This is a genomic window from Bradyrhizobium sp. (assembly GCF_016219575.1).
Taxonomy (GTDB): Bacteria; Pseudomonadota; Alphaproteobacteria; order Rhizobiales; family Xanthobacteraceae; genus Bradyrhizobium.
Genome location: NZ_JACRMG010000018.1, coordinates 85,969 through 109,916 on the forward strand (window position 1 = coordinate 85,969; position 23,948 = coordinate 109,916).

Sequence of the window (23,948 nt, forward strand, 5' to 3'; positions counted from 1 at the left end):
AACAAAGCGACAAAAACCTGCTGCTGATAGTGCCCAACGACACGGCAATTTCTCCCGGATTTCAACTTCACATGGACAGGGTCGAGTGCGTCATTGTCGGGGCCGGGGTGATCGGCCTTGCGGTGGCAAGGCGGCTGGCCAAGGCCGGCCGCGAAGTGGTGGTGCTGGAAGAGGCCGAGGGCATCGGCACGGTGACCTCCTCACGCAACAGCGAGGTCATCCATGCCGGGATCTACTATCCGGCCGGCAGCTGGATGGCGCGCATGTGCGTCGCCGGCAAGCACGCGCTCTACCGCTATTGCGACGAGCACGGCATCCCCTACAAGAATTGCGGCAAGCTGATCGTCGCGACCACGCCGGAAGAGACGGCAAGGCTGGCGGCGATCCGCGACCACGCCGCCGCCAATGGCGTCGCCGACATGCAGACGCTTGCCGGCGAAGCCGCTTGCGCGCTCGAGCCGGCGTTGCAATGCGAGGCCGCCCTGCTCTCGCCTTCCACGGGGATCATCGACAGCCACGCCTACATGCTCTCGCTGCGCGGCGAGGCGGAGGACGCCGGCGCAGCGTTCGCCTTCCACACCCCGGTGCTTCGCGCGAAGGCGAGCGCGGGACGGATCGAACTCGAAGCCGGCGGCGCCTCGCCGATGACGCTTGCCTGCGATCTCCTGATCAACGCCGCCGGGCTCAACGCACCGGCGGTGGCGCGCGCCATCGCGGGCATGCCCATCGAAATGATCCCTTCCTCCTATCTCGCCAAGGGCAATTATTTCAGCTGCAACGCGCGGGCGCCGTTCTCGCGGCTGATCTATCCGGTGCCGGAGCCGGGCGGCCTCGGCGTGCACCTCACGCTCGACATGGCCGGCCAGGCCCGGTTCGGCCCCGACGTCGAATGGATCGAGACCATCGACTACGCCGTGGACCCGGCGCGTGCAGCGCGCTTCTATCCGGCGATCCGCAAATACTGGCCTGCGCTGCCCGATGGCGCGCTGATGCCGAGCTATTCCGGGATCCGGCCGAAGATCGTGCCGCCCGCCGTGGCGCGGCAGGATTTTCTGATGCAGGGCCCGGCCGAGCATGGCGTCGCCGGGCTGGTCAACCTGTTCGGAATCGAATCGCCGGGCCTGACGTCATCGCTGGCCATCGCCGACCATGTGGCGGAAATGGCAGGCGTGCAGAGCTAGCGGCATGAAAAACCCCCGCGCGGATGAGCTGAAGCTCATCCGAAGGCGAGGGCTTGTCTTCCGAAATATTCGCGAGGACGTCGGTTAGTGGACTGTCTCTTCCGCGGTATGCCTCAACCGCTCGATCTGGTCCTTCACCATCAACTTTCGACGCTTCAACTCGACGATTTCCAGGTCATCTGTGGAGAGATGGAGCAACGCTTCGTGCAGTTCACTTTCGAGAATCTTGTGTTTGCGTTCCAGTTCAACGAGATGGGCCTGTATTGCCATTCGCATTCCTCCTCGGTGGAAACCTCAGATTCGATCCGGACACAGAAGTGTACACCAGACTGCGAATCTGTCGATGGGAATCGGGAATGCGCGGTCGTCATATTTTCGGGATTATCTGTAACCAATCGTGACTATGGAACTGCGTCAGCTTGCGCCGCACGGCGGCAAGGACGATATTTGCCAAAGCCTGCCGCGGGACCGTTCACAACCTCATCGTGCCCACTAGTTAACACACACCATGACCGACGAAGATGAGCGCGAACTCCAGGCCGAACTTGCCCGGCTGCAGCAGGAGCACCGCGACCTCGACGCGGCGATCGATGCGCTGCATCAGTCGCCTGCACCCGACCTGTTGCGGCTGCAGCGGCTGAAGAAGCGCAAGCTGCTGTTGCGCGACCGCATCGCCTTCATCGAAGACCAGATTACCCCCGACATCATCGCCTGAGCGCGGTATCCGGCAACGCCCGAAGCCGGGACTGCTTCGCAGTAGCGCGACGGCTTGTCCCCGTTCTCCACAGGGAAGCTGCGCCGGCCCAACAAATGGCCCCGGCGAGCTTGGCGAGCGGACCGGGGCCCAAGGGGGTTGGTGGAAGTCTGTACAAGCACCAACCTAACGCCGCCGCGGTCGGATCGTTCCCGAAAATTCGATCTTGACTCCGATAGAACAAAAAGAGAACATTCGGAACAACCCCCAGCCCGGAGTTCCGCCATGTCCGCCACCGCGTTGTCAGAGAACCGCCGCTACGAACAGGCCTGTGACCAGGCCATTGCCATGTGCGACGGCAACCTGCGTTCGACCATCAAGGCGCTGATCATGGCGAACGAATATCTCGAAGGCGAACTTGCCGAACTGCAGGCGGCGGTCGCTGCCGGATGCGTCCCCACCCTTTCCTCGCATGCGAGGAGCAGCGCCGCCTGATTGGTAACCAGGAGCGAAGCGATGGCCAGTGTCACCTACTACGTCGCATTGCCGTTCATGCGCGACGAGAGCGGCGAAATGATCGCGGGCAATGCCGAGGAATGCCAGAGCGCCACGACGGCGCTGCGCCGCGCCGAGACGATGTCGCGGATTCCCGGCAGCATCGGCGCGATCGCCTTCAGCCGCACCGGCGATCCCATGATCGGTGAATTCGGCGATGCGCATCTGCTGCGCAAGTTCGGCAATGTGCCGGACGACCTCGGCGGGCTGTAGCGCAGTCTCAGCCGGCCTCGTGGCGCCGCTGCGCCTTGCGTACATACATGGCGCTGTCGGCCTGCTCGAGCGCGGTGCGCATTTCCGAATGGGTGTCGAGAATTGCAACACCGGCCGATGCGCCGGCGTGCACCTTTCTGCCGCCGAATGAAAAACGCAGGCCGTCGATCGCCTGCTCCAGTTGAGCCGCCTTTGCCCGCGCATCGGTCTCGCTGAGATTCCACAGCAGCACGGCGAACTCGTCGCCGCCGAGCCGGCCGATGACGTCGGAGGCGCGCACCTGGCTTGCCAGCGTCTGCGCGATCGCCTTCAGCACATGGTCGCCCGCGGCATGGCCGAACGCGTCGTTGATCGGCTTGAGCCGATCGACGTCGAGCACGAGCAGCGCGCCGCTCGCGGAGTAGCGCTTGATGAAGGCGATCGAGCGCGAAAGCTCGCGTTCGAAACCGCGCCGGTTGAGGATGTCGAGCAGGAAGTCGGTCTCGGCGGTGGCCTTCAACTGTTCGATTTCGGCGCGCGCTTTCGCCAGTTCCTGGCGCAGCCGCCGTACCGCCGATTTCGCATCCGCAAGCCCGCTCGCCCTGGGCGCTGCCGACCGCCGGGGGGCGGCCCGGGCCCGCAACAGGGCCGCCTTCCGCCCGGGCGCGCCGGATTTCCGGCCTTTTACAGCCTTCGAGGCCCGGCCCCCGGCTTTCTTCTTCATGGGCAACTTCTCAAGAAGGCTTGCTCGGATTCACCAAGACAGGATAGTCCATTCCCAACCTCTTGCCACCGCCTTGGATCAACCCCGGGCCGACCCTATAATCGGCCTATGCTTTTGGATTCCTGAAAAGAATTGGCTCAATGACCGTCCCCGTCGCCATCATCATGGGCAGCCAGTCGGACTGGGAGACTATGCGCCATGCCGCCGAGACGCTTGCCGCGCTCGGGGTTCCCTCCGACAAGCGCATCGTCTCGGCCCACCGTACCCCGGAACGGCTGTTCGCCTTCGCCAAGGGCGCCAAGGCCGCCGGCTTCAAGGTCATCATCGCCGGCGCCGGCGGCGCAGCGCATTTGCCGGGCATGGCGGCCTCGCTGACGGAACTGCCGGTGTTCGGCGTCCCCGTGGAGTCCAAGGCGCTGTCGGGTCAGGATTCGCTTTACTCCATCGTCCAGATGCCTGCCGGAATTCCCGTAGGCACGCTGGCCATCGGCAAGGCCGGCGCAATTAACGCCGCCCTGCTTGCCGCCAGCGTGCTGGCGCTGAACGATCCTCCGCTCGCCGCCCGGCTTGCCGCCTGGCGCAAGCAGCAGACGGACTCCGTCGCCGAACGCCCGGAGGGATCGGCGTGACGGCTTCGAATCTGACGAAGCTGAAGCCGGGCGATACCATCGGAATTCTCGGCGGCGGCCAGTTGGGCCGGATGCTGGCGATGGCGGCGGCCAGACTCGGGCTGAAATGCCAGGTGTTCTCGCCGGAGCCGGATTCGCCCGCCTTCGACGTCGTGCTCAACGCCGTGTGCGCCGAATATGCCGACGTCGAGCGGCTGGAGATGTTCGCCGCCGACGTAGACGTCGTGACCTACGAGTTCGAGAACGTGCCGGCCGCGACCGCCATGGTGCTTGCCGCGCACAAGCCGGTATTGCCCGCCTACAAGATCCTCGAGACCACGCAAGACCGCCTGATCGAGAAGGACTTCGTGGCCAGGCTCGGCATCGGCACCGCCGATTATGCCGATGTGTCCTCGCCGGAAACGCTGCGCTCCGCAATCGAGCGCATCGGCCTGCCCGCAGTGATCAAGACCCGCCGCTTTGGCTATGACGGCAAGGGCCAGGCGATCATCCGCGAAGGCGACGACATCGACCGCATCTGGCATGAACTCGGCACCAAGTCCGCGATCCTGGAAGCCTTCATCCCGTTCGAGCGCGAGATATCGGTGGTGGCGGCGCGTTCCGCCGACGGCAACGTCGAATGCTACGACGTCACCGAAAACGAGCATCGCGACCACATTCTCAAGATCTCGCGCGCGCCGGCCGATATCCCGGAAGCGCTGGCAGGCCAGGCGTGCGCCATTGCCGAAAAGATCGCCATCGCGCTCGACTATGTCGGCGTGCTCGCCGTCGAGATGTTCGTGGTGGCCAACGGAAAGGGACCGCAGGTGCTGGTCAACGAGATCGCGCCGCGGGTGCATAATTCCGGCCACTGGACGCTGGATGGCGCCTCGATCTCGCAATTCGAGCAGCACATAAGGGCGATTGCGGGCTGGCCGCTGGGCAAGCCGGTCCGCCATGGCCCGGTCACCATGACCAACCTGATCGGCGACGACATCCATGACTATGAGCGCTGGCTGACGGTCCCGGGCGCTACCGTGCACCTCTACGGCAAGGGAGCGCCCCGGCCCGGCCGCAAGATGGGTCATGTGACGCAGGTGATGCCGGAGCGGCCCAAAAACGGCTGATTTCAGACCGAATTGATCGATTTTGCTGCACCGGAAGGGGCTGCACAGGTGGACAATTCAGGATTTGTCTGATACATGCGCGCGCTCAGGCTGAAGGTCCGCGTTTTCGCCGGCCTTTCGCTTCCCAGAATTCCAGACCGCTCACACCGAAAAGAGGATGCCGCGTGCAGGTTCTCGTCCGCGATAACAACGTCGATCAAGCCCTCAAGGCGCTCAAGAAGAAGATGCAGCGCGAGGGGATTTTCCGCGAGATGAAGCTCCGCGGTCATTACGAGAAGCCCTCCGAGAAGAAGGCCCGCGAAAAGGCGGAAGCCGTGCGCCGCGCCCGCAAGCTGGCGCGCAAGAAGCTGCAGCGCGAAGGCCTGCTGCCGATGAAGCCGAAGCCGGCTTTCGGCGCCGGTCCCGGCGGCGATCGCGGTCCGGGCGGCGGTGGCCGTGGCGGCGCAGGTGGTCCGCGCGGTCCGCGCTGATCCGTTCTGAACAATCTGAGTTCCGAGAACGCGGGCCTTGCGGCCCGCGTTTCCTTTTGACCGATGTACTTTACGGCGCAGCAGGTTACCCTTGCGGCACAGGACGCGGGAGCAATCTGCCGTAATGGCCATTTCGAGTTCTGATGTCTGCCTGAACGTCTCGCGTGTGGCCGTTGTTCTCCTGGGCCTCACGCTCGGCGGCTGTTCGTTCGACCTCGGCTCGTTCTCGCTCGGCCCGGACAAGGAAGCGACGCCGAAGGCGCCGGCCACGCCGACCGCCGAAATCAGCGCGGAAAACGTCAGGGATGCACAGGGCTACGCCGCGCAGGGCCAGGTGCTGGCCCGATCCGGCAAGACCGACGAAGCCCTGGCCCAGTTCGAAAAGGCGCTCGTGCTCGATCCCTACAACGTGCAGGCACTCAGCGGGCGCGGCCTGATCCACCAGGGCGAGAAGCGGCATGCGGAAGCGATCGAGGATTTCGCCGCGGTCCACGGCCTGGTCCCGCAGCGCGCCGATCCGCTGGTGGCGCGGGCGACCAGCTACCTTGCGCTCGACAAGGTCAAGGAGGCGGCTAGCGATCTCGACGAGGCCGTACAGTCCGAGCCGAACAACGGAAATGCATGGTCGATGCGGGGGCTCGCCTATGAACGGCTCGGCGACAAGAGCAAGGCGGCCGCATCCTATAGTCGCGCGCTCGCAATCCGGCCGCGCGACGACGCGGCGCGCAGCGGGCTGGCGCGGGTCGGCGGCTAAGAGCTTGTTTGTTCTTGACGCGTTTTGCTTACGCGAACCGGTACCCACCCCGGATCAAGTCCGGGGCGAGCTTTCACCCGAAAACGCTACGTCATTTCGGCAGGACGGCGTGGAACATCGACTTCGCCGCCGACAGCACGTCTTCGGCGACGTTGGTCTTCTGCTTCGGCTGGTCGGCCACTGCCTCGGCGCGCAGGTCGAGCGGCGGCCGCGACAGCGGAATTTCGGCCGGAGGGGTCGGGCGGGACGGGTCGGCCCGGAGCGCAGCCGGATCGGCTGCCTCGGAAGGCGTGGCGACCACGATCGGCGGCGGCAACGGACGCATCGTTGACGGCGGCGCCGCCATAATCACACGCGGCTCCTCGGGAACGTGAGCCACTTCGGGCGCGCGCAGCGCCGGTTGCGCACGCTGCGGCGCCTCGCCGTCGCTGCGCAGCCGTTCGATCGCGGCGCGGGCAAGATCATTGGCATCGCGACGATCCTCGACGGCAGAAGCAGCGTCGGCCGGCGCGGCGGCGATGACGGAGGGCACCGGCGGCGCCGACTTGGCCACACGCGGCGAGGCCGGGCGCCTGGATTCGGTGGGGAGGCTGGCCGTGGTTTCGACCGGCTTGTCGGCGGCCCTCTCCTGAGATTTCTCTGGAGACTTTTCTTGAGGCTTTTCGACCACGACGGCCTTTTCGGCGGCGGCGTTCTTTTCCAGCAGCGCCTTCTCGGAGATGCCCTTGGCCTTGACGCCGGATGCGGGAATGCCGGCGGTCTCGGCCGCCGGATTGGCCTTGGCCTCGGCCTTGCCGGCGTCAGGCTTGCCGGCATCGGCTTTGGGCTGGGCGGTGGACATGACGGCCGCCTTGGGTGGCTCGGAGGCGGGCTTGGCGTTGATGTAGTGATTGACGATGTAGGCCCCGATGACCGTCGCAGCCACCGAGGGCACGATCTCCACGGCAAATTTCTTCAGATAATTCAACATGACCCGGCCAACTCCCGACGCGGGTCAATTTGCGGGAACTTTGAGGCACATTGAGGGATCAACTGCGACGGATCGGTGGCAATTGCCCTCAGTTCCGCCTCAGGGCTTCAGCTCCACCTCCAGGAAAACGATCTCGGAAGCCGTCTCGTTGAGCACGTCATGCTCGACGCCGGCCTTGCGGAAGTAGGATTTCCCGGCCGAAAGCTGCGCCTTGGAGCGCTCGCCATTGGGCGCCACGATCGTCATCTCGCCCGCGGTGACCGGCACGATCACATAGTCCATCGCGTGGATGTGATGGCCGGTGGCGCTGCCCGGCGCCAGCCGCCATTCGGTGACGCGCACCTCGGCGGTGTCGACCTGGACGTCCGATTTGGCGCTGAGCATTTGGCTACCTCTTTTTTCCGGCGCTGCCTCAGGGCACGAATACCATGAACACGAACACGGCAAACACCACCATATGGACCATGCCGAACAGGATGTTGGTACGGCCGGTGCCGAAGGTGAGCATGCTCAGCATGAATGTCAGCAGCAGGATCACCATCTCCTGGTTGCCAAGACCCAGCACGAGCTGCTTGTCGAGCGCGTAGGCGGCAACCGCAACCGCAGGAACCGTCAATCCGATGGTGGCGATGGAGGAGCCGAGTGCCAGATTGATGCTCTTCTGCAAGTCGTTGCGCCGTGCCGCCGACACCGCCGCAACGCTCTCCGGCAGCAGGATCAGCACTGCGACCAGCACGCCCGCAAAGGCCGGCGGCGCGCCGATCTTCGCCGTGACGACGTCGACGACGACGGAGAATTTCTTCGCCAGCAGCACCACCGCGATCAACGCGAGCAGCAGGAGCGCGATGCTGATCGCCAGCATGCGGTCCGACAAGGCATCGCCATGCGTGGCGGCCTCGTCGGCTCTCCCGACGAAGTAGTCGCGGTGGCGAATGGTCTGGGTATAGAGGAACACCGCATAGAGCAGCACGGTGAAAATGCTGACGACGATGAGCTGCGCTGCGGAATAGACCGGTCCCGGCGCAGTCAGCGTGTAGTTCGGCATGATCAGCGTGATCGTCGCCAGCACGAATAGCACGCTGAGGTAAAGGTTGGAGCCGGAGACCTGAAAGTCCTGCTCGCGGTAGCGCACGCCGCCGATGAAGATGCAGAGCCCGACGAGACCGTTGCAGACGATCATGACGACGGCAAAGACCGTGTCGCGCGCCAGCGCAGGCGCCGGCTTGTCGCCGAGCATGATGGTAGCGATCAGCGCGACCTCGATGATCGTCACGGCGAGCGTGAGCAGCAGCGTACCGAACGGCTCACCGATTCGCTCGGCGATCATTTCGGCGTGATGGACCGCTGCGAACACCGTGCCGAACAGCACCACGAGCAGCAGGGCGGCAAACAGCCAGCCGCCGGCCGAAGGCCCAAATTCATAGCCGCTAGCCGTTACGGCGCCGAACAGCGCCATGCCCAATGCCGGGAAAATCCATGCCGATGGCGGCATCGGCCCATGTACGCTCATCAAGACAATCCTGCCTGTTTCATCCTGCCAGGCGAGTCTAGCATTGCCTAGCCACCGGAGGCCTCGATGAATCGTCGCGCCACGGCGGATGCGCCAAAATAGTCGAGATCGTTGTGGTCGCCGTCGGGAAAGCGGACGAATTGCTTCGGCTCGTTGGCTAGCGCGAACAGCCGCTCGCCGAACACGATCGGAATGGTGGCATCGCGTGCGCCATGCATGGCCAGCAGCGGCACCTTGATCCGCGCAATCCGCAGGTCGGAGCGGAACGGATCTTTCATCAGCCAGCGCACCGGGAAGATCGGAAAGGCCGAGGCCGCGACATCCGTAATCGAGCTGTACGAGGCTTCCAGGATCAATCTGCCGACCGGATGCCCTGCCGCCAGCGCCACTGCAGGGCCGCTGCCGAGCGAAAAGCCCCAGACCACGATGCGGTCCGCCGCATACCGCGCGGCCGCAAAGGCGTAGGCGGCCTCGGCATCCCCTAGCAGCCCCTCCTCGCTCGGCCTGCCGGTCGAACCCGAATAGCCGCGATAGGCCGGCGCAACGATACCGGTGCCGTCGGCGATGAAATCGCGGAACCGGGCGAAGAAGCCGGCGAGATAATCGCCATTGCCATGGAAGTAGAGGATGACGGGACGGCCGGGTCTTGCCGGCATGTGCCAGACGATGATCTTTTCACCGTCAGCGGTCGCCAGGACATGTTCCTCGACCTGCGGGAAACCTGCCGCGGCCGGCGCGATACGCTCCGTGGAGGGAACAGGAAACAGGATCGCGCGCTGCAGAAAGAACATGGCGGCAAGGCCGCCGGCGTAACCGAGGGCGGCGACGATCAGCAGCCATTTCAGGAGGGTCATGGCGGCGCTGCTAGAGCTTGCTCGGGCGTTTGACGAGCCTCGCGACGTCCGCCCGGATGCTTTCAGGGATGGCACGGCAACCGCACGCGGCGGCATGCGCAGCGTGCCACCTGACGCGTTGCTCCCGTGTCGCCTTCGGCGGCATGCGATGGGACCGGTGCCACTCCTTGTTCAGGGCCACGGTCGCCTCACACCCTACATCGCCTTGACCACGTTCTCGGTGACCTTCTTGGCGTCGCCGAGCAGCATCATGGTGTTGTCGCGGTAGAACAGCGGATTGTCGATGCCGGCATAGCCCGACGCCAGCGAGCGCTTGATGAACATGACCGTGCCCGCCTTCCAGACCTGCAGCACCGGCATGCCGTAGATCGGCGAGGTCTTGTCCTCTTCGGCCGCTGGGTTGGTGACGTCGTTGGCGCCGATCACGAAGGCGATGTCGGCCTGTGCGAATTCGGAGTTGATGTCCTCAAGCTCGAACACCTCGTCATAGGGCACGTTGGCTTCCGCCAGCAGCACGTTCATGTGGCCGGGCATGCGGCCGGCGACCGGGTGAATGGCGTACTTCACCTCGACGCCTTCCTTCTTCAGCATGTCGGCCATTTCACGCAGCGCGTGCTGGGCCTGCGCCACCGCCATGCCGTAGCCGGGCACGATGATGACCTTGGAGGCATTCTTCATGATGAAGGCCGCGTCGTCGGCCGAACCGAGTTTTGCCGGCTTCTGCTCGCCGCCGGGGCCGGCTGCGGCCGCGGTCTCGCCGCCAAAGCCGCCGAGGATGACCGAGATGAACGAACGGTTCATCGCGTGGCACATGATGTAGGACAGGATCGCGCCGGAGGAGCCGACCAGCGCGCCGGTGATGATCAGCGCCGAGTTGCCCAGCGTGAAGCCGATACCGGCCGCCGCCCAGCCGGAATAGGAGTTCAGCATCGAGATCACGACCGGCATGTCGGCGCCGCCGATCGGGATGATCATGAGCACGCCGAGCACCAGAGCGATGATGGTGATCAGCCAGAAGTCGAGCGCGCTGCCGGAGCGGACCAGACCGAAAATGAAGAATACCAGCGCCAGCGCCAGCGCGATGTTGATGATGTGGCGGCCCGGCAGGATGATCGGCGCGCCGCTCATGCGGGCCGAAAGCTTCAGGAACGCAATCACCGAACCCGTGAAGGTCAGCGCGCCGATGGCGACGCCAAGCGACATCTCGATCAGGCTCGAGGCGTGGATGGCGCCAGGCTTGCCGATATCAAACGCCTCCGGCGCATAGAACGCGCCGGCGGCGACAAGCACAGCGGCCATACCGACGAGGGAGTGAAAGGCCGCGACCAGTTCCGGCATCGAGGTCATCGGAACGCGGCGCGCGATGACCGCGCCGATCGCAGCGCCGATGGCGATGCCGAGCACCACCAGGATCCAGGCGAGGGAGTCTGCCGGCGGGTGGCTCGCCAGCGTCGTGGCGACCGCGATCGCCATGCCGATCATGCCGAACAGATTGCCCTGGCGCGACGATGCGGGACTCGACAGCCCGCGCAACGACAGGATGAACAGCACACCCGCCACGAGATACAGAACTGCTGCCAGATTGGCGTTCATCTCCGGTCCCCCCTTGTCTCCGTCACCCCGAGGTGCACGCCGCTCACTTCACTTTCTTCTTGTACATCGCCAGCATGCGCTGGGTGACAAGGAAGCCGCCGAAGATATTGATGCAGGCGAAGATCAGCGCGACGAAGCCGAAACCGCGTGCCCAGCCGCTGCCGCTCGAGATCATGGGAACACCGACCGCCAGCAGCGCGCCGACCACGATCACCGAGGAGATCGCGTTGGTCACGCTCATCAGCGGCGTATGCAGCGCGGGGGTCACCGACCACACCACGAAATAGCCGACGAACACGGCAAGCACGAAAATCGACAGCCGGAACACGAAGGGATCGACGGCCTGCGCGATATGATCCATGGCGCTCTCCTTATTTCGGCTGGAAGTTCGGGTGGATGACGGCGCCGTCCTTGGTCAGCGCGGTCGCCTTCACCAGTTCATCATCCCAGTTCACGGCAAGCGCCTTGTTGGCCTTGTCGATCATGGTCTCGATGAACGAGAACAGGTTGCGGGCATAGAGGCCCGAGGCAGAGGCCGCGACGCGACCGGCGACATTGGTGTAGCCGACGATCTTGATGCCATCGATGTCGACGACCTCGCCGGGCCTGGCGCCCTCGACATTGCCCCCGCGCTCGACCGCGAGATCGACCAGCACGGAGCCCGGCTTCATCGACTTCACCATGTCGGCAGAAACGAGCTTTGGGGCGGGCCGGCCCGGGATCAGCGCGGTGGTGATGACGATGTCCTGCTTCTTGATGTGCTCGGCGGTGAGCGCGGCCTGCTTGGCCTGATATTCCTTGGACATCTCCTTGGCGTAGCCGCCGGCGGTCTGCGCGTTCTTGAACTCCTCGTCCTCGACGGCGAGGAATTTTGCGCCGAGCGATTCCACCTGCTCTTTCGTGGCGGGCCGCACGTCGGTCGCGGTGACGATGGCGCCGAGACGGCGTGCGGTCGCAATCGCCTGCAGCCCCGCGACGCCGACGCCCATCACGAACACCTTGGCGGCGGGAACGGTGCCCGCCGCCGTCATCATCATCGGGAAGGCGCGGCCAAAGGCTTCGGCGCCCTCGATGACGGCGCGATAGCCGGCGAGGTTGGCCTGCGAAGACAAGACGTCCATCACCTGCGCGCGGGTGATGCGCGGCATCAATTCCATCGCAAAGGCTGCGACACCGGCATCCGCCATCGCCTTCAGCGCGGCGTCGTTGCCGTAGGGATCCATGATGGCGACGACGAGCGCGCCGCGCTTGTACTGCGACAGTTCGGAAGCCTCCGGCCGCTTCACCTTGATGATGATGTCGGCATCCTTCAGTGCGTCTGCACTGACGGTGGCGCCAACCGCGGTGAATTCGGAATCCGGCAGGCCCGACTTGACGCCTGCGCCGGGCTCGACCGCGACTTCCGCGCCGAGCGCCTTGAACTTCTTGACGGTGTCGGGGGATGCCGCAACCCGCGGCTCCGACGGATCGATTTCCCTGGCAACGGCAATCTTCATGAGGCCTCCGCTGGCGCGAACGCGCAGGCTAGCGCTATTTCCAGTGGGATGGATACCGGTTTCGTGGCCGGCACGCGGGCAAAATTACCGCGCCGCGAGGGAGGCGGCGCAGAGCTGACGGATCAGGTCAGGAAGATCGCCATCAGCGCGACGATCGCGATGACGGAGGCCGTGCCGTACTTCACCAGCATGATGAAACCCTCGTAGGTCTGCTCATGCGCTTCGTAGTCGTTGCCGTCGGCGGTGGTGTAGGCCACTTCGCTATGGTCTGCCATCTCGGTCCCCAGTCAGTCAAAAGTCTTATCTCGCGAGCCATTACCGCAAACCCGCCAGCAGGGCAACGGCACGCAGCCAATATGCCGGGGGCTTATCGGCTCATTGGGACGGCCAATTGTCCCTGATCCAGCGGGTGAGGCTTTCTTCGCTGACTTCACCGGCGGCGAGCGACAGAATTATCTGGGTCGCATGCGCCGGGTCCGGGCCGAAAGCCACGCCGTTCTTGTGCAGAAACGTCATCATCGCCATGAAGGCAATGCGCTTGTTTCCGTCAACGAAAGCATGGTTTTTCGCCAGCCCGAACGCATAGGCCGCAGCCAGTTCCGGCAACGACGCTTGCTCGTATTGCCACTTGTTGATCGGGCGCTCCAGCGCCGAGCGCAACATACCCTCATCGCGCAGGCCTGGTGCCCCACCGAAGCGGCGAAGCTGGCGGCTGTGGATTGCGATGGCTTGCTCGTAGGTGATCCAAAGCGGCTCGTCGGCCTCGCTCATCTAACGAACCGTCATTTGGCGAGCGCCGCGAGCGTGTCGCGGTATTTGTCCATGAGTTCGTCGGCGATCTCCATCGTCCGCTCGAAGTCGGGATCGTAGGGAAGCGCCTGAAACCCGCCGCCGGGAAGTTCAGTGATATGCAGTTGCTGACCGCGCTTGAGGTCGAGCCGCTGCATCAACTCGCGAGGCAGCAGTAGGCCGTCCGAATTACCGATTTTCTTGATCTCGATCTTCATGGCCGAATCCCATCAAGGCAGCTGCGTTATACGGACGTATAACATGGCGCCCAACTATCGTTCAACAGTTGTTTTACCTGCAACCACCCCTCTCCCCCGATGCGCCCGCTGGATCCCCGCCAGCAGCATTTCGAGGCCGGTCTCGAACGTCGCCTGGAAATGTTCGGGCTGGAAGAAGGGGGCCGCCGCGGCGAGGTTTTTGAAGCTGGCCACGATGGTTTCGTTGGACACCGGCTCGGCGGCAGATGGCCCCTGGGCGTAACCGGCGGACTCGTCCAGCGCGGCGCCGGTAAGGTAGTAGCCGATCTCGCGAAAATAGGTCGCGGCGTCGCGGTCGGAGAATCCGGCCTCGCGCAGAATGCCGATGATGCCGTCGATGAAGGCGACGCCCGAGGGCGTATTGAGCCGGTGCACGGCGAAGTACGGAAAGAATTTCGGGTGCTTCAGCGCCATGGCGCGGAAGCCATGGGCGCAGCGGCGCAGCCGTTCCAGCCAGTCCCATTCCGGCGACAGTTCGACTCGAGCGTCCGCCAGCATGAGATCGACCAGTGCGTCCATCAGATGCGCCTTGTTCGGGAAGTGATGGTAGATGCTCATCGCCTCGCAGCCGAGCTCCTCGCCGAGCCGGCGGGTGGAGAGCGCCTCCAACCCCTCGCGATCGACCAGCGCCATTGCGGCAGCGGCGATCCGCTCCCGTGACAGCGGCAGCGGCCGCCCTGCCCGGCTTCGGGCGCGCCCTCCGGCCACCTTCCGCCCGGCAGCCCGCCTCGATTTCGTCCTTGTGATCATCGGACCTCACGATTCGCTTGCAACCTTACACCGAAAGGCTGTATTTGATAGCTTAACTTACACCGTAAGGTTAGGGGATTCGCATGACCGCCGTCGACCTGTTCGGCCTGTTGGTGCCGGTGACTTACATCGTGATGCTCGCCGTCGAAGCGCTGTTTCCGGCGCGGCAATTTCCGCCGATTCCCTGGTGGCGGCTGAAAGGCTTCCTTTTCCTCACCGTGCAGGGGCTGCTCGCGACGCTGACGCCGCTCCTGATCCCGGAACCCTGGCTGCATGCGCATCGCCTGATCGACCTGGATGGCCTCGGCGTGATCGGCGGCGCCGCGCTTGGCTGGGGCGTTCTCTCGCTGGTGAATTACGCCTGGCATCGCAGCGCCCACACCTTTCCGCTGATGTGGCGGCTATTCCACCAGATCCATCACAGCCCGCAGCGCGTCGACATGTCGGGCGCGGCACTGTTCCACCCGCTCGAGACCATCATGTTCTTCGGGCTTGCGACCATCACGACGACGTTGATCCTCGGCCTCGATCCGGTGGCGGCCGCACTGACCGGCTATATCGCGGCCTTCTACGGCTACTTCCAGCACATGAACGTGCGCACGCCTGAGTGGCTCGGCTATCTGATCCAGCGCCCGGAAGCGCATTGCATCCATCACCAGCGCGACGTGCACGCCTTCAATTACGGCGACCTGCCGGTCTGGGACATGCTGTTCGGCACCTTCCGCAACCCGAAAGGCTTTGCCGGCGATGTCGGCTTCGACCAGCCGGCGAGCGGCCGGCTGGGCGCGATGCTCGGCTTTGTCGATGTCAACGAGCCGGTGGCCGGGCCCGGCACGCTCGGGCGGAACACCAGCCGCTCCGGCTGAGGGGTCAGGCGACCACGAAATCGAAACGGCCGGCGAGCCAGCCCTCGTTCTTGGCGGTACGCACCAGGAGCTCCTTGCGGAACAGGCCGTCGGAACGGTTTTTTGCCTCGCCCGGAAAATAGAGCTGGGTGGTCAACACGCGGCCGCCGCGCGGCTGCACCTTTACATGGATGTGCCGCGTCCGGCCGACATAGGCGCCGGGCACGACGGTTCGCAAACGGAAGCGCCCTTCAGCGTCGGTGAACTGGTGGCCGCGCAGGCGGAAGCCGGAATTGTCATAGTCGCCCTTCGCGTCGGCCTGCCAGAAATCCAGCAGCGCACCCGCGATCGGCTGGCAGTTGCGGGAGAGCACGAAGCCGACCAGTTCGATCGGCTGCCCGGCCATGCCGGCTTCAATAAGCTCGATCCGCTCGGGCGAGGACGGCTTGAAGAACGGTCCCTCGGTCTGCGCCGGCGTCGGCTCGTCGCCGTCGTGGCATGCGGGCGTCGGCGCCAGCGGCTTCTGAGCGACGGCGCTGGCAATTCCGAGCAGCGAGCCGGCCGCAAACGCTCCAGCTCCAAGTACGATGCGTCGTGTCGGCGAGTCGGACATGAGGACTCCTCCACGCTTGACGCCCCCGCCCCGCTTACCCGGTACGTGCCCGGTCAGCCCATGGTTTCCAGTTCGTCGATCATTCCGGCAATCACCGAAAGCCCGCCGTCCCAGAACCTGGGATCTTTTGCGTCAAGCCCGAACGGCCGCAGCAGCTCGGAATAGTGCTTGGTGCCGCCGGCGGCGAGCATATCGAGATAGCGCTCGGCAAAGCCTTCCGACGCATGCTCGTAGACCGCATAGAGCGAGTTCACCAGGCAGTCGCCGAACGCATAGGCGTAGACGTAGAACGGCGAATGGATGAAGTGCGGGATGTACATCCAGAAATTCTCGTAGCCCGCCTTGATCTCGATCGCCGGTCCAAGGCTCTCGCCCTGCACGCTGAGCCAGATCTCGCCGAGGCGCTGCGCGGTCAGCTCGCCGTTCTTGCGCTCGGTGTGGACCGCGCGCTCGAAGGTGTAGAACGCGATCTGCCGCACCACGGTGTTGATCATGTCCTCGACCTTGCCGGCGAGCAGGGCCTGGCGCTGCTTCGGGCTCTTGGTCTGCGACAACAGCTTCTTGAAGGTCAGCATCTCCCCGAACACGCTTGCGGTTTCCGCCAGCGTCAGCGGCGTCGGCGCCATCAGCGCGCCGTTCCTTGCTGCCAGCACCTGATGCACGCCATGGCCGAGCTCATGCGCCAGCGTCATCACGTCGCGCGGCTTGCCCTGGTAGTTCATCAGCACGTAGGGGTGCGCCGACGGCGTGGTGGGATGCGAGAAGGCGCCCGGCGCCTTGCCCGGCCGTACCGGCGCATCGATCCAGCGATCGGTGAAGAAACGCTCGGCGATGTCGGCCATCCTGGGCGAGAAGCCGCGATAGGCCGTCAGCACCATCTTCTGCGCTTCCGGCCAGTCGATGGTGCCGGTCGCGGCAAACGGCAGCGGCGCGTTGCGGTCCCAATGAGGCAGCTTCTTCCTTTTGAACCAGCCGGCCTTCAGCCTGTAATAGCGGTGCGACAGCTTTGGATAGGCCGCGCGCACGGAAGCGACCAGCGCATCCACCACCTCGCGCTCGACGCGATTGTTCAGGTGGCGGGAATCGGCGACATCCTTGAAGCCGCGCCAGCGGTCGGAGATTTCCTTGTCCTTGGCGAGCGTGTTGGTGATCAGCGCAAAGGTGCGCTCGTTCTCCTTGAAGGTTTTTGCCAGCGCATTCGCCGCCGCCTTGCGCTTCTCGCCGGCGCGGTCCTGCATGAAATTCAGCGTCGGCTCGATCGCCAGCTCCTTGCCGCCGACCTTGAAGCGCAGCGCCGAGATGGTCTGGTCGAACAGCCGGTTCCAGGCGGCATAGCCGCTCTGGGCCTTTTCGTGGAACAGCTGCTCGACGCGATCCTCCAGCTGATAAGGCTTGTCCTTGCGCAGATCCTCGATCCACGGCCGGTAGTGCCCGAGCTCCGGGGTCTGCATCGCCCGCTCGATCACATCATCGTCAACGCGGTTGAGCTCGAGCCCGAAGAAAAGCAGATGCGTCGAAGCCGCGGTCAGGCGTTCGGACACGTCGCCATAGAATTTCGAGATGGCGGGATCGACGCTGTCGCCGGCGTGCACGAGGCCTGCATAGGAACCGAGCCGGCCGGCCAAATCGTCAATGGCTTCATAGCGCTTGACCGCCCCGGCCAGCCAGCTTCCGCCGTCATCCCTTGCGGTAAATTCTGCCAGCTTGCCCTTGTAGTCCGTCTCAAACGCGACGCAATCGGCATCCATTTTCGCAAGGTCCCGCGTCACTTCGGGCGCGTCGATGCCGGAATAGAGGTCGGCGAGATTCCATTCCGGGAGCTTGCCGGCCTTGGTTGCGGCTTTCGATTTCGCCGGCGCCGATTTGCGTCGGGCGCTGGACTTGCGAAGGGCGGAAGAGCGCGAGGTCATCTTGCGGGAAACCTGTGTTCGGAAATCGCGGGCTTGGAAAGCGGCGGGATGGCAAGGCTTAAGAGTGCATTAATCGGCATCGGCGACAGTGCCCCGATTCGGGACAGATAGTTGTAACGTGCGGGGAGTGCCATGGCTGTCACCATTTTGATTGCCGACGATGACGCCGTACAGCGTCGCCTGGTTGAAAACATGGTGCAGAAGTGCGGCTATGAAGCCGCGGTGGTCGACTCCGGCGACGCCGCGGTCGAATTTTTGACCGGTCCCGACGGCCAGGGCATCGACTGCCTGGTGCTCGACCTCGTGATGCCCGGCCTCGACGGTATGGGCGTGCTGGCGAAAATCCGCGATGCGGGGTTGAACCTGCCGGTCATCGTGCAGACCGCCCATGGCGGCATCGACAATGTCGTCTCTGCCATGCGCGCCGGCGCGCAGGATTTCGTGGTCAAGCCGGTCGGCATCGAGCGGCTGCAGGTGTCGCTGCGCAACGCGCTCAACGCTTCGGCGCTGAAGGGCGAATTGCAGCGCATCCGCCACAGCCGCGAGGGGCGGCTGACCTTCTCCGACATCGTCACCCGCTCCGAGGCGATGGCGGGCGTGCTGCGCACCGCGCAGAAGGCGGCGACTTCCACCATTCCCGTGCTGATCGAGGGCGAATCCGGCGTCGGCAAGGAGCTGTTCGCCCGCGCCATTCACGGCAGCGGCGAGCGCAAGGCAAAGCCGTTCGTCGCGGTCAATTGCGGCGCGATCCCCGACAACCTCGTGGAATCGATCCTGTTCGGTCATGAGAAGGGCGCCTTCACCGGCGCCACCGAGCGCCACATGGGCAAGTTTGTCGAGGCGCATGGCGGCACGCTGTTCCTCGACGAGGTCGGCGAGTTGCCGCTGGCTGCGCAAGTCAAGCTGTTGCGCGCGCTGCAGGAGGGCACGGTGGAAGCCGTCGGCGGGCGCAAGCCCGTGAAGGTCGACGTGCGCATCATCTCGGCGACCAACCGGAAACTGCTCGACCTCGTCAAGTCAGGGCAATTCCGCGAAGACCTGTTCTATCGCCTGCACGTGCTGCCGCTGACGATCCCGCCGCTGCGCCAGCGCCGCGAGGACATTCCGCATCTGCTCCGGCATTTCCTCGCCCGCTTCTGCGCCGAGGAGAACCGGCCGATATCCGCCATCACCGGCGAGGCGATGGCCCATCTCTCGCAGCTCGACTGGCCCGGCAATATCCGCCAGCTCGAGAACGCTGTGTACCGCGCCGTCGTCATGAGCGAGGGCGACCAGCTGGGTCTCACCGATTTCCCGCAAGGCCCGCATACGCCGGTCCCGGGCCAGCATGCCGAGCCGCTGGTGGTTGCGCCCTCGACCGCGCCCGCGATGATTTCAGGTAATGAAATACCGATGACGCCGCTGCCGACCGCAGGCACGCTGGCCATATTGACCAGCGCCGGCGAGGTCCGGCCGCTCGAGGAGCTCGAGAACGAGATCATCCGCTTTGCGATCTCGCATTATCGCGGACAGATGTCGGAAGTGGCGCGGCGGCTGAAGATCGGCCGCTCCACGCTCTATCGCAAGCTCGACGAAGCCGCGGAGAAGGAGCCCGGCAATGCGGATGAGGCGAGCTGAGACAATCCGGAATTATGGGGCTGCGGCGGCGGCACTTTTCGGGCCGCCACCGGCGCCCGGAACCTTCGAACCGTGGCTTGCAGGTGACAGACAAACGGCTGATAGCGTGGCAAAAGCGCGCAATCCTGAACAAAAAGGGGTCGTTTGAGGTCAGTTTGTCGTGAGTTGCTCCGGGCTCTGGTAGATGCTTGAGAACGGCGCATGTATCGTCTGCGTTGACTCGTTGCGTGCAGGCGTGGCGACTTCTGCAAGGATCGAGGCTCGCGCTTTCGCGCTGGCCAGAGAGGCAAACGATAGTCGATCTGTCTCGCTGCCGGGACAGTTTCGCCCAAGGGGGTGTGACGATGCGTGATAGTTCGAAGGGCCGTGGTGGGTTTGACCGCGCATTGATGGCCGTCGCGGCGACTTTCCTCACGGTGTCGGCGACATCGGCGCTGGCCCAGTCCGCTACGCCGCGGACCGCCGCCGAACTCGCGATCGAAGCAGCGATCCCCGTCCCGCAGCCGGCCAACGTGCCGCCGCCGACCGCCGACGACTTCAAGATCGATTCGACCGCATCGGTGGCGCCGAAGCAGATCGAGCTGCCGCGGGTCAACGCGAACACCGATCCCAAACCCGTGGAAGCAGCACCCGCGCAGACCACGGCCACCGCGCCTGCTGCTCCGGCTGTGGCACCGAAGACCGATACCGCCACCCCGACGCCCGCTGCGCCCGCAACCGCAACGGCGCCCGCTGTTGAGCCCGTCAAGGTGAGCACCGTTCCGCCCGCAGACCAGCCGGTTGCTGACAAGCTGCGCGAACAGCTGGCGGCGAAAAACCTGCGCTATTTCGACCGCAAGGGCGAGCGCCTGGCGGTCGAGAAGTTCTACTCCGCGCGCGACTATGCGCCGGTGTGGACCTCGGCCGGCGGCCTGACCGCGACCGCCAAGGGTGTGATCGCCCGGCTGAAGGACGCTTCATCCGAAGGCCTCAACGCTTCCGACTATCCGGTGCCGGATTTCACTGCGGCGACCTCGCCGGAGGCGCTGGCCGATGCCGAGCTCAAGCTCACGTCCAGCATGCTGGACTATGCGCGCCAGGCGCAGAGCGGCCGCATGCACTATTCGCAGGTTTCCTACGACATCCTCTATCCCGAGCATCCGACCGATCCGGCCGAAGTGCTGGCGAATGTGACCGGTGCCAAGGACGCCTCCGCGGCGCTGGAGAGCTACAACCCGCCGCACAAGCTCTACAAGGAGCTGAAGGCGAAGCTTGCCGAGCTGCGCGGCCAGGGCGACGGCCCCGTCGTCACCATCGCGGAAGGCCCGGCGCTGGCCTACAAGCCGGCCGCCAAGAAGCAGCCGGCCGTGGCACCGGAAGATCCGCGCGTGCCGCAGCTGCGCGCCAAGCTCGGAATTGCCGAGAATCCCGACGACACCAGATACGACGACAAGGTCGCCGCCGCGGTGCGCAAGTTCCAGGAAAGCGCCGACCTCAAGCCGACCGGCGTGCTCGACGACAAGACGGTCAAGGCGATCAACAGCCCGAAGCGCGACAAGCTGATCGATACCGTGCTGGTCAACATGGAGCGCTGGCGCTGGCTGCCGCGGCAGCTCGGTGCGTCCTCGCTCAAGGACGCCTATGTGATCCTCAACGTCCCCGATTTCACGCTGAAGGTGATGCAGGGCGGTTCGCAGGTCTGGACCACCCGCGTGGTGACCGGCAAGCCGGGCAACCATGCCACGCCGATGCTGACCGAGACGATGAAGTTCATCACGGTCAACCCGACCTGGAACGTGCCGCCGTCGATCATCTACAACGAATATTTGCCGGCCCTGCAGCAGGACCCCACGGTGCTGCAGCGCATGGGCCTGCGGCTGGAACGTAACCGCGACGGAACCATCCACATCTCGCAGCCCCCGGGCGAGGCCAATGCGCTCGGCCGTATCCGCTTCAACTTCCCGAACAAGTTCCTGGTCTATCAGCACGACACGCCGGACAAGCACCTGTTCGCCAAGGAAGAGCGCGCCTTCAGCCATGGCTGCATGCGCGTGCAGAACCCGGATCAATACGCCGCGACCCTGCTCAACATCACCATGCCGAATGCCAGCTACACGCCGGAAAAGATCCGCAGCATGTACGGCCATTCCGAGATCGACCTGAAATTCCCGACCCCGATCCCGGTCAACATCACCTACCAGACCGCATTCGTGGATGACGCCGGCAAGCTGCAGATCCGCAAGGACATCTACGGCCGCGACGCCGGCATGCTCGCTTTGCTGAAGGGCAGCCGCGGCAAGGATCTGGAGAACGTCGTTGCCCGCGCGTCGCCGAGCTATGGGCGGCCGAACGGCTCCTCGCTGCCGTCCAACGTCGCGTTCAATGACGGCTACTCCGGACCATCCTTTTTCGAGCGCCTGTTCGGGCCGCCGACCCCGCCAGCCCCGGTCGGGCGCCAGCAACAGCAGCAACAGCGCCGGGTGATTACCCGTTAATCACAGCCCGCGCCGGGCTGGACAAAAAGCTGAGACAGATCAACGGCCTCGCTCCCCGAGCGGGGCCGTTTACGTTAACCATTCTCCACCGTCCGGTAGGCCGAAGGCACTTTTTCGCCACACTTGGCGGGTTAGGTTAAAGCCGACTTGGGGGCGGGATGGTAAACGCTTGGTTAACCCTCCCGCATTAAGACTACGTTCACGCTCTTTCGCTTCGCGGGGTTGCGAAAGGGTTTTTCGACCGGTCGTCTCTTGGGTGGGCTTCTAGTGCTGGCTGTCTTCGCGCGCCAATTCAAACCGCTCCGTTCGCAAAACGCCGGCTACCGCGCCGGACTTGCGGCCGTGCTGCTCCTCGCCGGGGCCGGAGCCGTCCGCGACGCCACCGCGCTGAACGAGACCCGCACGCTCTCCTTCCACCACACCCATTCCGACGAAGACCTCACCGTCACCTTCAAGCGCAACGGGCGCTATGACGAAGAGGCGCTGAAACAGCTCAACCACTTCCTCCGCGACTGGCGCAGCCAGGAAAAGACCGAGATGGATCGTCGGCTGTTCGACATCCTCTGGGAAGTCTACCGCGACGTCGACGGCAAGCAGCCGATCAACATCATCTCCTCCTACCGCTCCCCTGCCACCAACGCCATGCTCCGCCGCCGGTCCTCCGGCGTGGCCCGTCACAGCCAGCACATGCTGGGACATGCGATCGACTTCTACATCCCGGGCATCGCACTTGAGCAGATTCGCCATGCAGGCCTGCGCCAGCAGCGCGGCGGCGTCGGCTTCTATCCGACCTCCGGCTCGCCCTTCATTCATCTGGACACCGGCAGCGTGCGGCACTGGCCGCGCATGACCTATGCCCAGCTGTCCAAGGTGTTTCCGGACGGCCGCACCGTGCACCAATCCACCAGCGGTCCAATGAAGGGCTATGAGCTCGCCCGGGCCGACATCGAGCGCCGCGGCAATGGCGAAGAGACGCAGGTCGCCGGCAAGTCCTCGAATTTCCTGGCCGCCTTGTTCAAGGGCAAGTCGGCAGGAACCGACGAGGATGACGAGGCCGCAGCCCCCGCCCCCGCCAAGATCGAGAAGCCGGTCAAGACCACGGTCGTCGCCGCGGCCAAGCCGGCAGAGAAATCCGCCGAGAAACCCGCAAAGCCCGCCGCCTCGACCCTGCAGCTCGCTTCCGCCGACGCCAAGATCGTCGCCGCGCCGAAGCCGGCGCCGGTGGCGGAAAAGGCCGAGCCGAAACCGCAGACGCCCGCCGACATCATCAATGCCCGCGGCTTCTGGGATAACGTACCCGCCCCGCAGCAAGCCACGCCGGCGCAGGTCGCCGCCCTCAGCGCCCGCAAGGCCGTCACCTCGGCCGACCCGCAGCCGACTGCCAGCGTCTCCGACACCTTCAACAAGGCCATGGCCTATGCGCCGGCCGCCGCCTCGCCGGTCGACCGTTCCAACATCGTCGCCGCCAGCGCGCCGATCCCGCGCAACGCCCGCCCGGCGGCACCTTCACGCAATTCGATGGCCCTCAACGACGTCACCACCGTGGTCGCCAAGAGCGGTCAAGGCGGAGGAATTGGCGGCGTGGTCGCCACCTCGGCCCGCCTCGCCGCCTCGAAAGGCAACAACGAGCTCTGGCTGCGTGTGATGATGCTGGCGCCGAGCGCGAGCACGTCGATGTCGGTGACCGTGTTCGGTGATGCCGACCTCACCTCGATGCGGCAGCATTTCGTCAAGCCGCAGGCGATCGTCGCCATGACCTTCTCGGACGATCCGACGCTCGGCCTCGTCACCGAGCGCTTCACCGGCTCGTCGACCGCGCGCCTCGAGACGATGTCGTTCGTGCTGCGCACCGCCGCGTTGCGGTAAAGCTCAAATCCCTCCTCACAGGTGTGCGCAATCGAGCAGGCTGGAACTCCAGCGCGCTTTCATCGCAAGCATTGTGTGGTGATTGGTCCCGGCCTTCAT

The 23,948-nt window shown here is 64.8% G+C and carries 27 protein-coding genes; 12 read left to right on the top strand and 15 right to left on the bottom strand.

The genetic code is table 11. The annotated features are described in order from the left end of the window. Window positions 1-71 precede the first annotated feature (71 nt). Window positions 72-1,181 (top strand): NAD(P)/FAD-dependent oxidoreductase, encoded by a 1,110-nt coding sequence (locus tag HZB49_RS15925; protein WP_291612963.1) that lies wholly within the window; start codon window positions 72-74, stop codon window positions 1,179-1,181. 84 nt (window positions 1,182-1,265) lie between these two features. Here the strand turns inward: HZB49_RS15925 and HZB49_RS15930 are convergent, their stop codons facing one another. Beyond that, the gene (locus tag HZB49_RS15930; protein WP_291612965.1) at window positions 1,266-1,451 is read right to left on the bottom strand and encodes a DUF465 domain-containing protein; all 186 of its coding nucleotides are present in this window, start codon (window positions 1,449-1,451) and stop codon (window positions 1,266-1,268) included. Between the two features lie 238 nt (window positions 1,452-1,689). On the opposite strand from HZB49_RS15930, the gene HZB49_RS15935 reads away from it, so the two are divergent. The 3 genes from HZB49_RS15935 to HZB49_RS15945 all read left to right on the top strand — a co-directional run bounded on the left by HZB49_RS15935 (window position 1,690) and on the right by HZB49_RS15945 (window position 2,643). Further along, complete coding sequence (locus tag HZB49_RS15935) at window positions 1,690-1,896, top strand: DUF465 domain-containing protein (RefSeq protein WP_291612967.1); 207 nt, start codon at window positions 1,690-1,692, stop codon at window positions 1,894-1,896. A gap of 264 nt (window positions 1,897-2,160) precedes the next feature. Further along, the gene (locus HZB49_RS15940) at window positions 2,161-2,370 is read left to right on the top strand and encodes a hypothetical protein (protein ID WP_291612969.1); all 210 of its coding nucleotides are present in this window, start codon (window positions 2,161-2,163) and stop codon (window positions 2,368-2,370) included. 21 nt (window positions 2,371-2,391) lie between these two features. Then, window positions 2,392-2,643: a hypothetical protein gene (locus tag HZB49_RS15945; protein ID WP_291612971.1), complete on the top strand. Its 252-nt coding sequence runs from the start codon at window positions 2,392-2,394 to the stop codon at window positions 2,641-2,643. 7 nt (window positions 2,644-2,650) lie between these two features. Here HZB49_RS15945 and HZB49_RS15950 read toward each other — a convergent pair whose 3' ends face one another. After that, on the bottom strand, window positions 2,651-3,346 hold the full coding sequence (locus HZB49_RS15950) for a GGDEF domain-containing protein (RefSeq protein WP_291612973.1): 696 nt from the start codon (window positions 3,344-3,346) through the stop codon (window positions 2,651-2,653). Window positions 3,347-3,486: 140 nt separating this feature from the next. On the opposite strand from HZB49_RS15950, the gene purE reads away from it, so the two are divergent. The 4 genes from purE (at window position 3,487) to HZB49_RS15970 (ending at window position 6,305) form a co-directional block, all read left to right on the top strand. Further along, on the top strand, window positions 3,487-3,975 hold the full coding sequence (purE, locus tag HZB49_RS15955; protein ID WP_291612975.1) for a 5-(carboxyamino)imidazole ribonucleotide mutase: 489 nt from the start codon (window positions 3,487-3,489) through the stop codon (window positions 3,973-3,975). Then, window positions 3,972-5,081, top strand: coding sequence for a 5-(carboxyamino)imidazole ribonucleotide synthase (locus HZB49_RS15960; RefSeq protein ID WP_291612977.1), 1,110 nt, complete (start codon window positions 3,972-3,974; stop codon window positions 5,079-5,081). Before purE ends, HZB49_RS15960 begins: the two co-directional genes overlap by 4 nt. A 164-nt stretch (window positions 5,082-5,245) precedes the next feature. Next, entirely contained in the window at window positions 5,246-5,551 is a 306-nt protein-coding gene (gene rpsU / locus HZB49_RS15965; protein ID WP_291612979.1) for a 30S ribosomal protein S21, read from the top strand. 124 nt (window positions 5,552-5,675) lie between these two features. Next, on the top strand, window positions 5,676-6,305 hold the full coding sequence (locus HZB49_RS15970; RefSeq protein ID WP_291612981.1) for a tetratricopeptide repeat protein: 630 nt from the start codon (window positions 5,676-5,678) through the stop codon (window positions 6,303-6,305). Between the two features lie 91 nt (window positions 6,306-6,396). Here HZB49_RS15970 and HZB49_RS15975 read toward each other — a convergent pair whose 3' ends face one another. The 11 genes from HZB49_RS15975 to HZB49_RS16025 form a co-directional block, all read right to left on the bottom strand. Next, entirely contained in the window at window positions 6,397-7,275 is an 879-nt protein-coding gene (locus HZB49_RS15975; protein WP_291612983.1) for a hypothetical protein, read from the bottom strand. A 99-nt stretch (window positions 7,276-7,374) separates the two neighbouring features. Further along, window positions 7,375-7,659, bottom strand: coding sequence for a cupin domain-containing protein (locus tag HZB49_RS15980; protein WP_291612985.1), 285 nt, complete (start codon window positions 7,657-7,659; stop codon window positions 7,375-7,377). Window positions 7,660-7,687: 28 nt separating this feature from the next. Continuing rightward, window positions 7,688-8,785, bottom strand: coding sequence for an ionic transporter y4hA (locus HZB49_RS15985; RefSeq protein ID WP_291612986.1), 1,098 nt, complete (start codon window positions 8,783-8,785; stop codon window positions 7,688-7,690). A 47-nt stretch (window positions 8,786-8,832) separates the two neighbouring features. Further along, window positions 8,833-9,639, bottom strand: coding sequence for an alpha/beta hydrolase (locus HZB49_RS15990; RefSeq protein WP_291612988.1), 807 nt, complete (start codon window positions 9,637-9,639; stop codon window positions 8,833-8,835). A gap of 195 nt (window positions 9,640-9,834) precedes the next feature. After that, entirely contained in the window at window positions 9,835-11,232 is a 1,398-nt protein-coding gene (locus HZB49_RS15995; protein WP_291612990.1) for an NAD(P)(+) transhydrogenase (Re/Si-specific) subunit beta, read from the bottom strand. A gap of 43 nt (window positions 11,233-11,275) precedes the next feature. Next, window positions 11,276-11,593, bottom strand: a complete 318-nt coding sequence (locus HZB49_RS16000) for a proton-translocating transhydrogenase family protein (protein ID WP_291612992.1) — start codon at window positions 11,591-11,593, stop codon at window positions 11,276-11,278. A 10-nt stretch (window positions 11,594-11,603) separates the two neighbouring features. Continuing rightward, a complete protein-coding gene (locus tag HZB49_RS16005) occupies window positions 11,604-12,728 on the bottom strand; it encodes a Re/Si-specific NAD(P)(+) transhydrogenase subunit alpha (protein ID WP_291612994.1) in 1,125 nt (374 codons plus the stop codon). Between the two features lie 122 nt (window positions 12,729-12,850). Next, complete coding sequence (locus tag HZB49_RS16010; protein ID WP_291612996.1) at window positions 12,851-13,003, bottom strand: aa3-type cytochrome c oxidase subunit IV; 153 nt, start codon at window positions 13,001-13,003, stop codon at window positions 12,851-12,853. Between the two features lie 100 nt (window positions 13,004-13,103). Continuing rightward, complete coding sequence (locus tag HZB49_RS16015; protein ID WP_291612998.1) at window positions 13,104-13,499, bottom strand: type II toxin-antitoxin system death-on-curing family toxin; 396 nt, start codon at window positions 13,497-13,499, stop codon at window positions 13,104-13,106. 11 nt (window positions 13,500-13,510) lie between these two features. Then, the gene (locus tag HZB49_RS16020) at window positions 13,511-13,735 is read right to left on the bottom strand and encodes an AbrB family transcriptional regulator (RefSeq protein ID WP_291613000.1); all 225 of its coding nucleotides are present in this window, start codon (window positions 13,733-13,735) and stop codon (window positions 13,511-13,513) included. Between the two features lie 54 nt (window positions 13,736-13,789). Next, a complete protein-coding gene (locus HZB49_RS16025) occupies window positions 13,790-14,524 on the bottom strand; it encodes a TetR/AcrR family transcriptional regulator (RefSeq protein WP_291613001.1) in 735 nt (244 codons plus the stop codon). A gap of 83 nt (window positions 14,525-14,607) precedes the next feature. On the opposite strand from HZB49_RS16025, the gene HZB49_RS16030 reads away from it, so the two are divergent. Next, a complete protein-coding gene (locus HZB49_RS16030) occupies window positions 14,608-15,390 on the top strand; it encodes a sterol desaturase family protein (protein ID WP_291613003.1) in 783 nt (260 codons plus the stop codon). Window positions 15,391-15,394: 4 nt separating this feature from the next. On the opposite strand, the gene HZB49_RS16035 is transcribed toward HZB49_RS16030, so the two are convergent. Together HZB49_RS16035 and HZB49_RS16040 are read right to left on the bottom strand one after the other, a co-directional pair. Next, window positions 15,395-15,982 carry an intradiol ring-cleavage dioxygenase gene (locus tag HZB49_RS16035; RefSeq protein WP_291613006.1) on the bottom strand — a complete coding sequence of 196 codons (588 nt, stop codon included), beginning with the start codon at window positions 15,980-15,982 and terminating at the stop codon, window positions 15,395-15,397. 53 nt (window positions 15,983-16,035) lie between these two features. Beyond that, window positions 16,036-17,892: a M3 family oligoendopeptidase gene (locus HZB49_RS16040; protein WP_291613008.1), complete on the bottom strand. Its 1,857-nt coding sequence runs from the start codon at window positions 17,890-17,892 to the stop codon at window positions 16,036-16,038. A 132-nt stretch (window positions 17,893-18,024) separates the two neighbouring features. Here HZB49_RS16040 and HZB49_RS16045 point away from each other — a divergent pair, with 132 nt between their 5' ends. The 3 genes from HZB49_RS16045 to HZB49_RS16055 all read left to right on the top strand — a co-directional run bounded on the left by HZB49_RS16045 (window position 18,025) and on the right by HZB49_RS16055 (window position 23,849). Continuing rightward, window positions 18,025-19,509: a sigma-54 dependent transcriptional regulator gene (locus HZB49_RS16045; RefSeq protein ID WP_291613010.1), complete on the top strand. Its 1,485-nt coding sequence runs from the start codon at window positions 18,025-18,027 to the stop codon at window positions 19,507-19,509. 344 nt (window positions 19,510-19,853) lie between these two features. Then, entirely contained in the window at window positions 19,854-21,983 is a 2,130-nt protein-coding gene (locus HZB49_RS16050; protein WP_291613012.1) for a L,D-transpeptidase family protein, read from the top strand. Window positions 21,984-22,250: 267 nt separating this feature from the next. Continuing rightward, entirely contained in the window at window positions 22,251-23,849 is a 1,599-nt protein-coding gene (locus HZB49_RS16055) for a DUF882 domain-containing protein (RefSeq protein WP_291613014.1), read from the top strand. Window positions 23,850-23,948 lie beyond the last annotated feature (99 nt).